The sequence below is a fragment of the Mycobacterium shunyiense genome (assembly GCF_058270075.1).
The window spans coordinates 251,183-264,567 of sequence record NZ_JBZDPU010000013.1; the positions used below are offsets into that span (position 1 = coordinate 251,183).

The 13,385-nt window shown below is 66.5% G+C and carries 14 protein-coding genes; 8 read left to right on the forward strand and 6 right to left on the reverse strand.

Translation table 11 applies throughout. From position 1 onward, the window contains the following. A complete protein-coding gene (locus AC4ELH_RS10955) occupies window positions 1-522 on the forward strand; it encodes an amino-acid N-acetyltransferase (protein ID WP_269085847.1) in 522 nt (173 codons plus the stop codon). A gap of 24 nt (window positions 523-546) precedes the next feature. Next, on the forward strand, window positions 547-1,161 hold the full coding sequence (locus tag AC4ELH_RS10960; RefSeq protein WP_064960196.1) for a hypothetical protein: 615 nt from the start codon (window positions 547-549) through the stop codon (window positions 1,159-1,161). Window positions 1,162-1,217: 56 nt separating this feature from the next. Here the strand turns inward: AC4ELH_RS10960 and AC4ELH_RS10965 are convergent, their stop codons facing one another. Beyond that, window positions 1,218-3,782 (reverse strand): FtsK/SpoIIIE family DNA translocase, encoded by a 2,565-nt coding sequence (locus AC4ELH_RS10965; protein WP_207549094.1) that lies wholly within the window; start codon window positions 3,780-3,782, stop codon window positions 1,218-1,220. 158 nt (window positions 3,783-3,940) lie between these two features. On the opposite strand from AC4ELH_RS10965, the gene AC4ELH_RS10970 reads away from it, so the two are divergent. The 3 genes from AC4ELH_RS10970 to AC4ELH_RS10980 all read left to right on the forward strand — a co-directional run bounded on the left by AC4ELH_RS10970 (window position 3,941) and on the right by AC4ELH_RS10980 (window position 6,015). Further along, on the forward strand, window positions 3,941-4,258 hold the full coding sequence (locus AC4ELH_RS10970; RefSeq protein ID WP_064884380.1) for a putative quinol monooxygenase: 318 nt from the start codon (window positions 3,941-3,943) through the stop codon (window positions 4,256-4,258). A gap of 63 nt (window positions 4,259-4,321) precedes the next feature. Next, window positions 4,322-5,149, forward strand: coding sequence for a mycofactocin-coupled SDR family oxidoreductase (locus AC4ELH_RS10975; protein ID WP_064960194.1), 828 nt, complete (start codon window positions 4,322-4,324; stop codon window positions 5,147-5,149). After that, window positions 5,146-6,015, forward strand: a complete 870-nt coding sequence (locus tag AC4ELH_RS10980; RefSeq protein WP_448448555.1) for an SAM-dependent methyltransferase — start codon at window positions 5,146-5,148, stop codon at window positions 6,013-6,015. Before AC4ELH_RS10975 ends, AC4ELH_RS10980 begins: the two co-directional genes overlap by 4 nt. Here the strand turns inward: AC4ELH_RS10980 and AC4ELH_RS10985 are convergent. Beyond that, window positions 6,012-6,419, reverse strand: a complete 408-nt coding sequence (locus tag AC4ELH_RS10985; protein ID WP_064884374.1) for a group III truncated hemoglobin — start codon at window positions 6,417-6,419, stop codon at window positions 6,012-6,014. The genes AC4ELH_RS10980 and AC4ELH_RS10985 overlap by 4 nt on opposite strands. A 197-nt stretch (window positions 6,420-6,616) precedes the next feature. Between AC4ELH_RS10985 and AC4ELH_RS10990 the strand changes: the two genes are divergently transcribed. Continuing rightward, the gene (locus AC4ELH_RS10990) at window positions 6,617-7,054 is read left to right on the forward strand and encodes a hypothetical protein (RefSeq protein WP_064884372.1); all 438 of its coding nucleotides are present in this window, start codon (window positions 6,617-6,619) and stop codon (window positions 7,052-7,054) included. Here the strand turns inward: AC4ELH_RS10990 and AC4ELH_RS10995 are convergent. From AC4ELH_RS10995 to thyX, 4 genes are all read right to left on the reverse strand, one after another. Beyond that, a complete protein-coding gene (locus AC4ELH_RS10995; RefSeq protein ID WP_448448556.1) occupies window positions 7,040-7,714 on the reverse strand; it encodes a hypothetical protein in 675 nt (224 codons plus the stop codon). The two genes, AC4ELH_RS10990 and AC4ELH_RS10995, sit on opposite strands and share 15 nt — an antisense overlap. Window positions 7,715-7,762: 48 nt before the next feature. Beyond that, window positions 7,763-9,439: a ribonuclease J gene (locus tag AC4ELH_RS11000; RefSeq protein WP_055113186.1), complete on the reverse strand. Its 1,677-nt coding sequence runs from the start codon at window positions 9,437-9,439 to the stop codon at window positions 7,763-7,765. After that, window positions 9,439-10,341 (reverse strand): 4-hydroxy-tetrahydrodipicolinate synthase, encoded by a 903-nt coding sequence (gene dapA / locus AC4ELH_RS11005; RefSeq protein ID WP_064884368.1) that lies wholly within the window; start codon window positions 10,339-10,341, stop codon window positions 9,439-9,441. Before dapA ends, AC4ELH_RS11000 begins: the two co-directional genes overlap by 1 nt. Window positions 10,342-10,433: 92 nt before the next feature. Continuing rightward, window positions 10,434-11,186 (reverse strand): FAD-dependent thymidylate synthase, encoded by a 753-nt coding sequence (thyX, locus tag AC4ELH_RS11010; RefSeq protein ID WP_064884366.1) that lies wholly within the window; start codon window positions 11,184-11,186, stop codon window positions 10,434-10,436. A gap of 154 nt (window positions 11,187-11,340) precedes the next feature. On the opposite strand from thyX, the gene AC4ELH_RS11015 reads away from it, so the two are divergent. Both AC4ELH_RS11015 and AC4ELH_RS11020 read left to right on the forward strand, forming a co-directional pair. Further along, window positions 11,341-12,321 carry a DUF3558 family protein gene (locus AC4ELH_RS11015; RefSeq protein WP_448448557.1) on the forward strand — a complete coding sequence of 327 codons (981 nt, stop codon included), beginning with the start codon at window positions 11,341-11,343 and terminating at the stop codon, window positions 12,319-12,321. Between the two features lie 102 nt (window positions 12,322-12,423). Continuing rightward, window positions 12,424-13,320: a DMT family transporter gene (locus tag AC4ELH_RS11020; protein WP_498884456.1), complete on the forward strand. Its 897-nt coding sequence runs from the start codon at window positions 12,424-12,426 to the stop codon at window positions 13,318-13,320. The last annotated feature ends 65 nt before the right edge of the window (window positions 13,321-13,385 follow it).

A 13,385-nucleotide genomic window follows, 5' to 3' on the forward strand; every position in this document is an offset into this window, starting at 1 on the left:
GTGAACCCAGGCAGTGTCGAGCCGCGCAAACACCCTGTGGTGCGCCGCGCCCGCACGTCCGATGTACCGGCGATCAAGGGCCTCGTCGACGTCTATGCGGGCAAGATCCTGCTGGAGAAGAACCTGGTCACGCTGTACGAGGCGGTCCAGGAATTCTGGGTCGCCGAACTCGACGATGAGGTGGTGGGATGCGGCGCGCTCCACGTGTTGTGGGCCGATCTCGGTGAGGTGCGCACCGTGGCGGTGCATCCGAAAGTCCGCGGCACCGGCGTGGGACATGTTCTCGTCGAGCAGTTGCTCGACGTCGCCCGCGAGTTGCGCCTGAGCCGTATCTTCGTGCTGACCTTCGAAGTCGACTTCTTCGGCAAGCACGGTTTCGAGGAAATCGACGGCACCCCGGTGACCGCCGAGGTGTACGAGGAGATGTGCCGCTCGTACGACACCGGTGTGGCGGAGTTCCTCGACCTGTCCTACGTCAAGCCCAATACCCTGGGCAATACCCGTATGTTGTTGACGTTGTAAACCTGTATCAGTTCAGGGGGGATCGTGCGGAAATCGACAACGGCGGCCCTGGCCGTCGCCGGTCTGGCCGTCGCGACCAGTACCGCCGGTTGCGGCCTGATCAACGACCTCACCGGCGGGCACAAATCCGGCGCAGAGGCCATCGTGCGCCAACTGCAGTCCATGCCAGGCATATCCACCGTCGACCTCGACTACACCCACAACATCACCGTCGGCGAACTCATTTACTTCAAAGCCGAAGTGGGTTCCTCCGCAACACCGGAGCAAGCCGGTGCGGCAGCCAAGACATTCATGGAACAGGGCCTGGTTGAGGACCTGGACCGGGCCAACTCCGCCGAGTTGACGCTGACCTACCCGCTGGGCGGATCCCGTCCCAACTACTCCCTGCGAAATGACTCCTCCGCGTGGCTCCGCGTGGAGCCCGGGTGGGACCTGACGTTGGTCGCCGACACCGTGGCCACCTGGCTGAGCGCCGCGCGCTCACCCATCGTCGAATCCGTGCTGACTGCCGCCACCTCGGGCGACACCAATTCCTTCGACACCACGGTCACGGTGCGCCCGGAGGCGACCTCCGCGCAGGTCCAGGCGCTGAAAGAGCAGGTGCCCGGCCTACGTGACGCGGCCTGGAAGCAGGCCTAGTTCGACCACCCCGTCAACGTGGTCGACACCCGAATGTTGTTGACGCTCTCAGCGGTTCAGAACTCGTCGGGATCGTCGTCCGCGTCGGCACCGTTGGCGTCGGACCCGCCGCGAATCAGCATGAGCGTGCCGGCCAGCTCGTCGGGCTTCACGAGCACCTCGCGGGCCTTGGAGCCCTCGGACGGCCCGACTATCTGTCGGGTCTCCATCAGGTCCATGAGCCGGCCCGCCTTGGCGAAACCGACACGCAGCTTGCGCTGCAGCATCGAGGTGGAGCCGAACTGAGAAGACACCACGAGCTCAACGGCCTGCAGGAAGACATCCATGTCGTCGCCGATGTCCGGGTCGACGTCCTTGCGCTCGCCGGCCTTGACCGCGGTGACACCCTCGACGAACTCCGGCTCGGCCTGGGTCTTGGTGGCCTCGACGACGGCGTGGATCTCCTCGTCGGTGATGAACGCGCCCTGCATGCGCAGCGGCTTGTTGGCGCCCATCGGCAGGAACAGGCCGTCGCCCATGCCGATCAGCTTCTCGGCGCCTGGCTGGTCCAGGATGACGCGGCTGTCGGTGAGTGACGAGGTCGCGAACGCGAGCCGGGACGGCACGTTGGTCTTGATCAGACCGGTGACGACGTCCACCGACGGCCGCTGGGTGGCGAGCACCAAGTGGATACCGGCGGCACGGGCTTTCTGCGTGATGCGGACGATGGCGTCCTCGACGTCACGCGGTGCGGTCATCATCAGGTCCGCGAGCTCGTCGACGATGGCCAGGATGTAGGGGTAGGGCTTGTAGACCCGCTCGCTACCCAGCGGGGTGCTGATCTCGCCCGAACGCACCTTCTCGTTGAACACGTCGATGTGGCGGACCCGGGACGCCTTCATGTCCTGGTAGCGCTGTTCCATCTCCTCGACCAGCCAGGCCAGTGCCGCGGCGGCCTTCTTCGGTTCCGTGATGATCGGCGTGATGAGGTGCGGAATGCCTTCGTACGGCGTGAGTTCCACCATCTTCGGGTCGATCAGGATCATCCTGACCTCTTCCGGGGTGGCCCGCGCCAACAGTGAGACCAGCATGGAGTTGACGAAGCTGGACTTACCCGAGCCGGTCGAACCGGCCACCAGAAGGTGCGGCATCTTGGCCAGGTTGGCCGAGACGAAGTCGCCTTCGATGTCCTTGCCCAGGCCGATCACCAGCGGGTGGTGGTCGCGACGGGTCGACGGCGCAGTGAGAACGTCGGAGAGCCGGACCATTTCACGGTCGGAGTTGGGCACCTCGATGCCCACGGCGGACTTGCCGGGGATCGGGGCCAGCATGCGCACGCTCTCGGTGGCGACGGCGTAGGCGATGTTGCGGTGCAGCGCGGTGATCTTCTCGACCTTGACGCCGGGTCCGAGTTCGACCTCGTAGCGGGTGACGGTCGGCCCGCGGGTGCAACCGGTCACGGCGGCGTCGACCTTGAACTGTTCCAGCACCGAGGTGATGGCGTCGGTCATCTGGTCGTTGGCCGCGGTGCGCAGCTTCGGCGGGTCGCCGGCGATCAGCAGATCCAGCGCAGGCAGGGTGTACGGACCCTCGACGACCCGGTCCATGACCAGGGTGTCGTCGGTCTTGGGCTTGCTCTCGGCCTTCTTCCTGGGGCGCGGCTTGACCGCGGGCTCGGGGACCGTCGGCGCATCGGTGTCCTCGGGCAGCGGGTAGTTGTCCATCGGCGTGCCGGCCGGCGCCTTGGGGGCTTCGATGGCGGCTGTCGGCCAGGTCTGGGCGTCGCCGCGCGACGCGTCGTCGTCGTAGTAGCCGTCGGACAGATCGTCGTAGCCGTCGTCCTCGTACTCATCGACGTAGTCGTCGTCGTACTCGTCATCGTCGTACTCGTCGTGGAACGCCCGGGTGCTGAACATGGTCCGCAGGGTCGAGGGCACCTCGCGGATCGTCGTCCCGGTGACCAACAACAGACCGAACAGCACACCCATGAACAACAGCGGTGCGGCGATCCACTCGGTCAGGCCGTCCGACAGGGGCCCACCGATGGCGAAGCCGACGAATCCGGCGGCGTGCTGGCGTGCGACGGGATCCTGCGGCGATCCCGACCACAGGTGCCACAGGCCGAGCAATGGCAGCGCGATCATGGCCGATCCCAGGATCAGCCGGGGGCGCGACTCCGGGTCCGGCTCGGTGCGCATCAGGACGACGGCGATGGCGCCGAGAATGACGGGCACCAGCACCACCGGTCCACCGATCAGGGTGCGTACGGCGGTGTCGATCCACTGACCCACCGGGCCGGCCGCATGGAACCACGAACTGGCGGCCACGACGACGGCGATGCCGAGCAGCGCGAGCGCCAGCCCGTCGCGGCGGTGTCCGGGTTCGATATCGCGGGCCCGGCCCACCGAGCGGGCGGTCGATCCGGCTCCCTTGGCCAGCATCAGCCACCCGGCGCGGGCACCTTGGCCGAGCTTCTGGCCCGCGGCAGCGACAGGTGAGGCCTGAGGCCGGCGTGCGGGCTTACGCCGCGGCGCAGCCGGGCGTCCCTTGCGGGCCGGCGCCGGACGCCGCGAACCGCCCCGCGAGCTGGCATTCGACCTGCTCGAACGCGCTCCGGATCGGCCGGCGGTCTTGTTAGCCATGTCCGCAAGCCTAGTCGCACATGCCCCACAATCACCATGTGCCACACGGGTCACAAGACGGTCTCAAATGACACTTAGCCATACGAACCATTTTCGTCGGGTTATCGCCTAGGGTGGACAGTCGTCCAGTTTCGGTTCTCATGAGGAGTTCTGCACCTATGCCAGTTGTTGTCGTCGCCACCATGAAGGCCAAGCCCGAGTCCGTCGACGCCGTGCGCGAGGCCTGCACCAACGCCGTCGCGGCCGTGCACGACGAGCCGGGCTGCCAGCTGTATTCACTGCATGAGTCCGACGGCACGTTCGTCTTCGTCGAGCAGTGGGCCGACGCCGACGCACTCAAGACCCACAGCACCGCTCCGGCCATCGGCACCCTGTTCGGCTCGATCGGCGAGCTGCTCGACGGCGCTCCCGATATCAAAATGTTGCAGCCCGTGGTGGCGGGTGACCCCGCCAAGGGACAGCTGCGGGCCGGCTGATGAGCGCTTGCGCGAAGAAGAAACAACACTGATGAGCGCTTGCGCGAAGAAGAGAATGCACTGATGTCCACCGCCGCTCCCCTGGCCGGGAAGGTCGCGTTCATCACCGGCGCCGCGCGCGGCCAGGGCCGGGCGGAGGCCCTGCGGCTGGCCGCCGACGGGGCCGACATCATCGCGATCGATCTGTGCGATCAGATCGAATCGGTGCCCTATCCCCTGGCCACGCCCGACGATCTGGCCGCGACAGTCAAGCTCGTGGAAGACGCGGGTGGCCGGATCGTGGCCGTACAGGCCGATGTCCGTGACGAGCAGGCTCTGCGGGCGGCACTGCAGACCGGAGTGGACCGGTTCGGCCGGCTCGACATCGTCGTCGCCAACGCCGGGATCGCCCCGATGCAATCGGGCCCCGACGGCTGGCGCGATGTCGTCGACGTGAACCTGACCGGCGCGCACCACACTGTCGAGGCGGCGATTCCGATCATGGTCGCCCAGGGTGACGGCGGGTCGATCGTGCTGATCAGCTCGGCGGCGGGACTGATCGGGGTGGGCGGCGGCGACCGCGGCTCGCTGGGCTACACCGCAGCCAAGCACGGTGTGGTCGGACTGATGCGGGCCTACGCCAACTTCCTCGCCCCGCACAGCATTCGGGTCAACACGATTCACCCCACCGGGGTGGACACCCCGATGATCAACAACGAGTTCACCCGCGGATGGCTGAAACACATCGCCGAGGAGTTGAACGCACCGACCGATTTCAGCAATGCGCTACCGGTGCAGGTGATCCAGTCGGAAGACGTCGCGAACGCGGTCGCGTGGCTGGTGTCCGATCAGGCGCGCTACATCACCGGGGTGACACTTCCGGTCGATGCGGGCATCGTCAACAAACGATGAGCAATCCCGTCGCTGCTACGGCCGTCGGCCCGATGGTCCTGGCCGCCGTCGAACAGTACGAGCCGGTGCAGCGACGGTTGGTCGACGACGACATGGCGCTGTCATTCCTGCCGGCCGGCGTGCGCGCCTTCACCCGGACCGCGCGCTGGTCGGTTGCTCGCAGACTTCTGATCCAGGCCACCGAACGGTCGGGCCCGGGGCTGTGGGCGAATCTGACCTGCCGCAAGCGTTACCTCGGCGACAAGCTCACCGAGGCGTTGCCCGATATCGACGCCGTGGTGATTCTCGGCGCCGGACTGGACACCAAGGCCTACCGCCTCGCACGACACAGTGCGGTGCCGGTGTTCGAAGTGGATCTGCCGGTCAACATCGAGCGCAAACGCTCGGTGGTGCGCAGCGCGCTGGGGGCCGCTCCCCCGTCGGTGCACCTGGTGCCGGTGGATTTCGAAAACGACGACCTGGCCGCTGAACTCGCCCGGCATGGCCACCGCGGCGACGATCGCACCTTCTTCATCTGGGAAGGCGTGACTCAGTATCTGAGCGCCGACGGTGTCGCGTCGACCTTCGGGTTCCTCCGTTCGGCAGCGCCGGCGAGCAGAATCGGATTCACCTATGTCCGTGGCGATTTCATCGACGGCACCAATCGCTACGGTGCCGAATCGCTGTATCGCCGGTTCCGGGTTCGCAGTCAACTGTGGCAGTTCGGGCTCGAACCAGACCGGGTGGCGGCCTTCATCGAGCCCTACGGCTGGCAGCTGACCGAGCAGGCCGGGCCCGATTACCTCACCGAGCATTACATTTCGCCGGCTGGGCGGAAGCTGACCGCCTCTCAGGTGGAATGGACCGCGTACGCCGAAAAGCGTTAGCAGGCAACCAGAGCGTCGAGTTCGGCGGCGTCCGCCCCGGCCAGTCTGCGGTGCATGGCTTTGGCGATGCGCCCGGCCTGGAGCTTGGCTCGCTCGGCATGCGGGCCCTCGAAGAGCTCGTCGACAGTGTCGGTCCACAGGGTCAGCCAGCGCACGAAATGCCGCGCCGCCAACGGATGACGGGCGTGCAGTTCACGGTGCACGGTCAGCGCACTGCCCCGGTAGCGCCCGGCACGGAACAGCACGGTCTCCCAGAAGTCGCCCATGACCGGGATGTGGGACCGCAGTCCCTTGACGCGCAGCTCGGTGAACGGCTCGGCAAGCACGGGATCGGACAGCGCCTTGCTGTAGAACCGCCACAGGAGCAGCTCCACATCGTCACGCCCCGCCAGGTCTTCAGCCATCGGACAGATCCCTTTCCAGGCCGGTCGCACGCCCACCCCTAGTTTCTACAACATGTTCTTGTATAAACTCTAGCCATGATCACCTCGCCGATCCACCTCAGGTTGGTGTGGGGGGCTTTGGCAAGCTGGCAGGCGCCTGTTGGCCGGAAGATCGGCGGCAAGATTGGCCGAGCAGTCGGCCCGTTGGGAGGTATGTGATGAATGCCGGTCCGGCTGTCGCGGTAGCGGTCGCCTTCTGCTGGCTGGGGATGGTGCTGGCGATCTCGTTCATCGAGGCACCGCTGAAGTTCCAGGCCCCGGGGGTGACGCTGCAGATCGGACTCGGCATCGGGCGCAGGGTTTTCCGCGCACTCAACGCCGTGGAAACCGCATTCGCCGTCGTCATCATCGTGGTCTTCGCCATGCAGCGCCCGTCGCCCGGCGTGATCGTGGCCTTCGCGATTGCCATCGCGGCATTGGCGGTGCAGTTGATCGCCGTGCGGCCCAAGCTCATTCAGCGTTCCAACGCTGTCCTTGCCGTCGCCCCGGGCGAAGAAGCGCAGTCACGCTCGCAGGCGCATTACTACTACGTCGGGTTCGAGCTCATCAAGGTGATCGCGTTGTTGGCCGGCGGGGCCCTGCTACTGGCCGGCTGACTCCGGACTGGGCGTATTAACCTTCACCACAAGGCCTTTCGTATACGGACGCTGCGGGTCGCGCGGGTTTTCCTCCGGGAGGATGAGTCGCCACCCGTGGCCCAGATTCTTGTCACTGGCCACCAGAAACCCGCCCCGGGCGGCAGGGCCGGCGAGTTCGTCGGCGACGCGAATCGGGCCGTCGGCGAACAGATCGCCGGCCTGAGCCTGCACCGTCGGGTCTGAAGCCAATCGTCCGAGCCAGGTGGTCATCACGTCATGGACGTACGCCGCCTGTGCATCGGACAATCTGGCGTCGATCAGGATCGCCAAATTGGCATCGGGACAACCGGCCGGGAACACGTCGCACAGCACGCCTCCGCGCGTGGCCCGGTCGTAGAAGCGACGCATCAGCAACGGAATCCCGAATTTGGTGGCACCAAAGTAGAACGCGCAGAACACCACCACAAATCCCGCAACGACAACCATGTTCTGGTGCCCTTGGGTGGCGAAGGCATATGCCGTCACGCTGAAGAAGATGACAGCCGCGATGACCATCAATCCCACCATCACACGGATCGTGTGCGGATACTCCACTACTCGCTTGATGTCGTCCGCCGAATCGAACGGTGGAAGCGGGCGGCGTCGTTCCAATGGCACCTGTGGTGCGGGGTGGCTCACTGACCCAATCTAACCGGCCCGGCCAGGCGGTCCGGGCACCAAATTCGGCTAGATCTCGATGACGGTCGGGACGATCATCGGCTGGCGACGGTAGGTCTCGCCCACCCACTTGCCCACGGTCCGCCGGACCGCCTGGGCGATGCGGGTCGGGTCGGTGACGTTATCGGCGGCAAGGCTTTCCAGCTCGCGCTCGACGTTGCGGGCGACCGCCTCCAGCGCCTTCGGATCCTCCGAGAACCCGCGGGAATGCAGATGCGCGGGTGCGGCGGGCTTTCCGGTCTCGCGGTGGATCACCACGGTCACCGCCACGAAGCCCGAGGACAGGATGAGGCGTTCACCGAGTGTGGCGTCACCGACGTCCCCGGTGATCAGCCCGTCGACGAACATCTTGCCGACGGTCACCGCGCCGGAGATCGAGGCCTTACCGGCGACGAGGTCCACACTCACGCCGTTCTCGGCCAGCACGATGTTCTCCTGCGGCACCCCGGTGCTCGCGGCCAGCGCCGCATTGGCGCGCATGTGCCGCCAGGTGCCGTGCACGGGCATGACATTGCGGGGCCGCACCCCGTTGTAGAGGAACAGTAGCTCACCCGCATAGGCGTGGCCGGAAACATGTACGCGCGCTTGGGCGTTGGTGACTACGCGGGCCCCGATCTTGGCCAGTGCGTCGATGACGCCGTAGACCGCTTCCTCGTTGCCCGGGATCAGCGATGAGGACAGGATGATCAGATCGCCCGCGGTCAGCGTGATGCTGCGATGCTCACCACGCGACATCCGCGACAGCGCGGCCATCGGCTCGCCCTGCGTGCCGGTGGTGATCAGCACGACCTTGTCGGCCGGCATCATCTCGGCCGCTCCGATGTCGAGGATGTCGGAATCGGCCACCCGCAGATAGCCGAGTTCGCGAGCGATGCCCATGTTTCGCACCATCGAGCGCCCGACGAACGAGACCCGCCGGCCCAGTGCCACGGCGGCGTCGACGATCTGTTGCACGCGATCGACGTTCGACGCGAAGCAGGCCACGATCACCCGGCCCTCGGCGCCGCGGATCAGCCGGTGCAGCGTCGGGCCGACCTCGCTCTCCGACGGGCTGACACCCGGGTGTTCGGAGTTGGTCGAGTCACACAGGAACAGGTCGACGCCGGCATCGCCGAGCCGCGACATGCCCGGCAGGTCGGTCGGACGGCCGTCGAGCGGTTGCTGGTCGAGCTTGATGTCGCCGGTGTGCAGCACGGTGCCGGCGCCGGTGTGGATCGCGACGGCCAGACATCCCGGGATCGAGTGGTTGACCGCGAAGTATTCGCATTCGAAGACGCCGTGCTGGCTGCTCTGCCGCTCGCCGACCTCGACGAACACCGGCTTGATCCGGTGTTCACGGCACTTCTCGCGAATCAGTGCGATGGTGAACTTCGAGCCGACCACCGGGATGTCCGGACGCAGCTTGAGCAGGTAGGGAATCGCGCCGATGTGGTCCTCGTGCGCATGGGTGACGACGAGGGCTTCGACGTCTTCGAGGCGGTCCTCGACGTGGCGCAGGTCCGGCAGGATGAGGTCGACGCCGGGTTCGTCGTGCCCGGGGAACAGCACCCCGCAGTCCACGATGAGCAGCCTGCCCAGGTGCTCGAAGACCGTCATGTTGCGGCCGATCTCGCTGATTCCGCCCAGCGCGGTAACTCGCAGACCGCCGGGGGCCAGGGGCTTGGGGGGCGCGAGTTCGGTGCTCACTATCGCAACACCGCTGCCGCGCGCATGTCGGCGGCCAGCGCCTCGATCTCAGCGGGGGTGGCGGGGATCTGTGGCAGCCGTGGCAGGCCCGCATCGAATCCCTGCAACCGCAAACCTTCCTTGGACATGGTCACGCCGCCGAGGTGGGCCTGGGCGCGGGCCAGCGGGGCCAACGACAGGTTGATCTTGCGCGCCGTCGCGATATCGCCAGAGTTGAACGCGGTCAGCATGTCTCGCAACTGTCCGGCGGCCAGGTGGCCCCAGACGCTGACGAAGCCGACCGCCCCCATCGCCAACCAGGGCAGGTTCAAGGTGTCGTCGCCCGAGTAGTACGCCAACCCGGTCTCGGCGAGCATCTCGCCGCCGCCGTGCAGATCGCCCTTGGCATCCTTGACACCCACGATGTTCGGGTGAACAGCCAGGGCACGGATGGTCTCCCAAGCGATCGGGATCGACGAACGCGGAGGGATGTCGTAGAGCAGGTTCGGCAGGTCGGTGGCATCGGCCACGGCCGTGAAGTGCGCAAGCAGGCCCGCCTGCGGGGGCCGCGAGTAGTACGGCGTCACCACGAGCAGGCCGTGTGCCCCCTCGGTGGCGCAGGCCTTGGCCATGTGCACGCTGTGCGCGGTGTCGTAGCTGCCCGCCCCGGCGATGATGCGGGCCCGGTCCCCCACGGCCTCCAGCACCGTGCGCAGGAGCGCGAGCTTCTCGTCATCGGTGGTGGTCGGGGACTCACCGGTGGTGCCCGAGAGCACCAGGCCGTCGCAGCCGGCGTCGATCAGGTGATTGGCCAGGCGGGCGGCAGCATCGAGATCGAGCGAGCCGTCGGGCTTGAACGGCGTCACCATTGCGGTCAACACCGTGCCCAACTGCGCCGTTACATCGATTCCGCTCGTACTCACGCGCCAAGATTACCCTGGGTCGATCGGACCTCCGTCGCCGTACCAACCGCGACTCCGTCAAGCCTCCGTCGCCGTACCTACCGGCGACTCCGTCAAGCCTCCGTCGCCAAAGGCGAGGTAGCTACCTCACTACCATCTGCCAGCGTCGAAATCTCGAAATCGGAGAACACCGCCGGCGCCGCCTCCACGAGCTCACGCAGACAGGCGATCGCCAGCCTGCGGATCTCCACGTCGGCGTGTTCACTGGCCCGCATCGCGATGAAATGGCGCCAGGCGCGGTAGTTGCCGGTGACCACGATGCGGGTCTCGGTGGCATTGGGCAGCACCGCCCGGGCGGCCTGTCTGGCCTGCTTGCGACGCAGAACCGCGTTGGGTTGGTCGGCGAACTTCGCCTCCAGCCGCTCCAGCAGCTCGGTGTAGGTGGCGCGGCTGGCGTCAGCCGCCGCGGTGAAGATCTCCACCAACTCCGGGTCGTCCTCGAAGCCAGGCGGAACCACCACCTCGGCGTCGTTCTCGGGGACGTAGCGCTGCGAGAGCTGCGAGTAGGAGAAGTGCCGGTGCCGGATCAGCTCGTGGGTGGCCGATCGGGAGATGCCGCTGATGTAGAAGGACACCGACGCGTGTTCGAGCACCGAGAAGTGGCCGACGTCGATGATGTGGCGGATGTAGCTCGCGTTGGTCGCCGTGCGGGGATTGGGCTTCGACCAACTCTGGTAACAGGCCCGGCCGGCGAACTCGGTGAGCGCAGGCCCGCCCACGGCATCGGTGCTCCACGGCACGTCAGGCGGTGCCTGGAATTCTGTCTTGGCGATCAGCTGCACGCGCAGCGGCGCGATCTCGGCCACTCGCCCACCCTACTGTCGAGCTGTCGGCTGGCCGCACCAATGTGCTCATCGGTAGATGGTGGCGACCCACGGTTGGGCACAGACGTGCTGCGCACGATTTTCTCCGCCAAGATGAATGGCGAGCTTCTAGCTTCATCCAGCGTGGGGGGACGCAATGTCGCAGTCGGTGCGGATCGGGTTGTTCTCGGCAGTGGTGATGCTGGTTGCAAGTTGCTCGACGACAACCTCGACGCCGGAGACTCCCTCGTCGCCGCCTCCGACTTCCGGGCCGACACCGCGGCCGCTGTCACGGGCGGAGACCATCACGTGGGCGCGCGGGATCGATCCGTGCGCCTTGATCGAGCCCAGCCATCTCGAGGCGCTCGGCACCGTCAAGGCGTTCGGCACGTCGGCGAACTCGACCTCGTGTGAAGCCGTCGTGGATGACGGCACCTCTCGCGGGATCGACGTCAGTTGGTCAATCGCCTTCGTGCCGTTCGATTTCCTGACCTCGTCGCTGGGCGCCCTCGAGGAGATCGACGGTGTCAAGGCGCGCCGTATCGATGCCGCCTCAACTCTCACACCCGAGGTGCGCGATCAGCTCGTCGAAAGCGCATGCAGCTACGACGTGGCTTTCGAGAACGACATCGCAGTGCGGATGCGGGTGTCGATGGAGCGCGATCGGGATGCCTGCGGGACCACCAAACCGTTGGCCCGCGCGGTGATCTCGACATGGCCGGAGCACCCGACGCAGGGCAGTTCCCCGCGTACGTCGGTGACGGCCCTCACCGCCGCGGCCCCGTGCGCGGTCGTGCCGACGTTGCAAGAGTCGCGAAAGGTCTCGTTCGACTGGAAGGACCAGTCCCTCACGTCGTGTTTCTTCACCGTCGATGGGACGGAGTTGCTGGTGACATTCGACTACCGACCGCCCGAACAACTAGCTTTCGAGGCCGAGCCGACGAAGTTCGGCGCTCACGAGGGCTACCGAAAGATCCACGAGGGCACAACCTTCGCGGCCGCCGTCGTCGGTGACGACTTCGACGGCGTCGACGCCGGCCACCCAAGCCGACTTGTCCCCGTCGTCGCGGTCGACGGGGACGACGCCACCGTGGTAGCCGATGTCACGACGGCCGTGGTGAATCAGCTCCCGCGCTGACGTGCAGGCCCCCAATTCGCCCGAAGCGGAGGGCAAGCGCTCCTAGACTCTGCTGATGATCCGCGTTGCCCCGATGGCACCTGCGCCCTCCGACGGTCCGCAATGCTGATCGGCGTGGCCGCGGCGCTACTGGCGTGTGTCGGTTACGGCACGGCCTCGGTGCTGCAGTCGTATGCCGCGGGACGTTCGGTGACGTCGGGCGCCGACAACGGCCCCACCCTGCGGTCGACGATCGGCGCGATGCTGGCACCGATCTTCATCGTAGGCATGGCGCTCGACCTTCTCGGCTTCGTGGGCAGCCTGGTCTCGGCGCGGTTGATTCCACTGTTCCTGTCGCAAACGATCATCAGCGCCAACCTCGTGGTGACCGCGGTGCTGAGCATCTTCGTTCTCCACGTGCGACTGCACCGACGCGACTGGACCGCCATCGCCATAGTTCTTGTGGCGCTGTGCATCCTGGGCGCCACCGCCGGACGTCTGGGTGACAGCGATCCCGGCGCAGTGATGCATTGGGGTGTCCTCGTGGTGTCGGCGGTCATCCTGGGCCTGGGCGCCGCACTGGTCCGACTGCTCGGGAAGAGCGCGGCCGTGCCCGCGGGTCTGATCGCCGGCGTGCTCTACGGGGCGATGGCGGTGGCGATTCGGCTAGTGGACGGTCTCGATCCACTGAACCTCCGTGTACTGATCGCTGACCCGGCGACGTGGGCCGTGGTACTCGCCGGTCTCGGTGGCTTCTACCTGTTCACCGTCGCTCTGCAGGTCGGATCGGTGAACGGGGTGGCTGCGGCATTGGTGGTGGGCGAAACGGTGGTACCCGGCATCGTCGGTGTAATCCTGCTGGGCGATGTTTCGCGACCGGGGTACGGCGCTCTCGTGGTCATCGCCTTCATCGCGGCCGTCGGCGGCGCCGTCGCACTCGCCGTATCCAGCGCCGCCGAGTACGAGCGGGCGCAGAGTTCCCCACAACCCGGGCCGGCGAGACCGGAAGAAGCCATCTAGTGTCCTGAGTCGTTAATTCGTAGGCAGTAGTTGGCGATGCTGGCCAGGATTTGGTCGGCGGTCTT

Coding starts and splice junctions, on each gene's coding strand:
- AC4ELH_RS11015 (WP_448448557.1), top strand. CDS start 11,341: ATGTCGCAGTCGGTGCGGATCGGGTTGTTCTCGGCAGTGGTGATGCTG.
- AC4ELH_RS10985 (WP_064884374.1), bottom strand. CDS start 6,419: ATGGCTGAAGACCTGGCGGGGCGTGACGATGTGGAGCTGCTCCTGTGG.
- AC4ELH_RS10965 (WP_207549094.1), bottom strand. CDS start 3,782: ATGGCTAACAAGACCGCCGGCCGATCCGGAGCGCGTTCGAGCAGGTCG.
- AC4ELH_RS10990 (WP_064884372.1), top strand. CDS start 6,617: ATGAATGCCGGTCCGGCTGTCGCGGTAGCGGTCGCCTTCTGCTGGCTG.
- AC4ELH_RS11020 (WP_498884456.1), top strand. CDS start 12,424: ATGCTGATCGGCGTGGCCGCGGCGCTACTGGCGTGTGTCGGTTACGGC.
- AC4ELH_RS10975 (WP_064960194.1), top strand. CDS start 4,322: ATGTCCACCGCCGCTCCCCTGGCCGGGAAGGTCGCGTTCATCACCGGC.
- AC4ELH_RS10970 (WP_064884380.1), top strand. CDS start 3,941: ATGCCAGTTGTTGTCGTCGCCACCATGAAGGCCAAGCCCGAGTCCGTC.
- AC4ELH_RS10980 (WP_448448555.1), top strand. CDS start 5,146: ATGAGCAATCCCGTCGCTGCTACGGCCGTCGGCCCGATGGTCCTGGCC.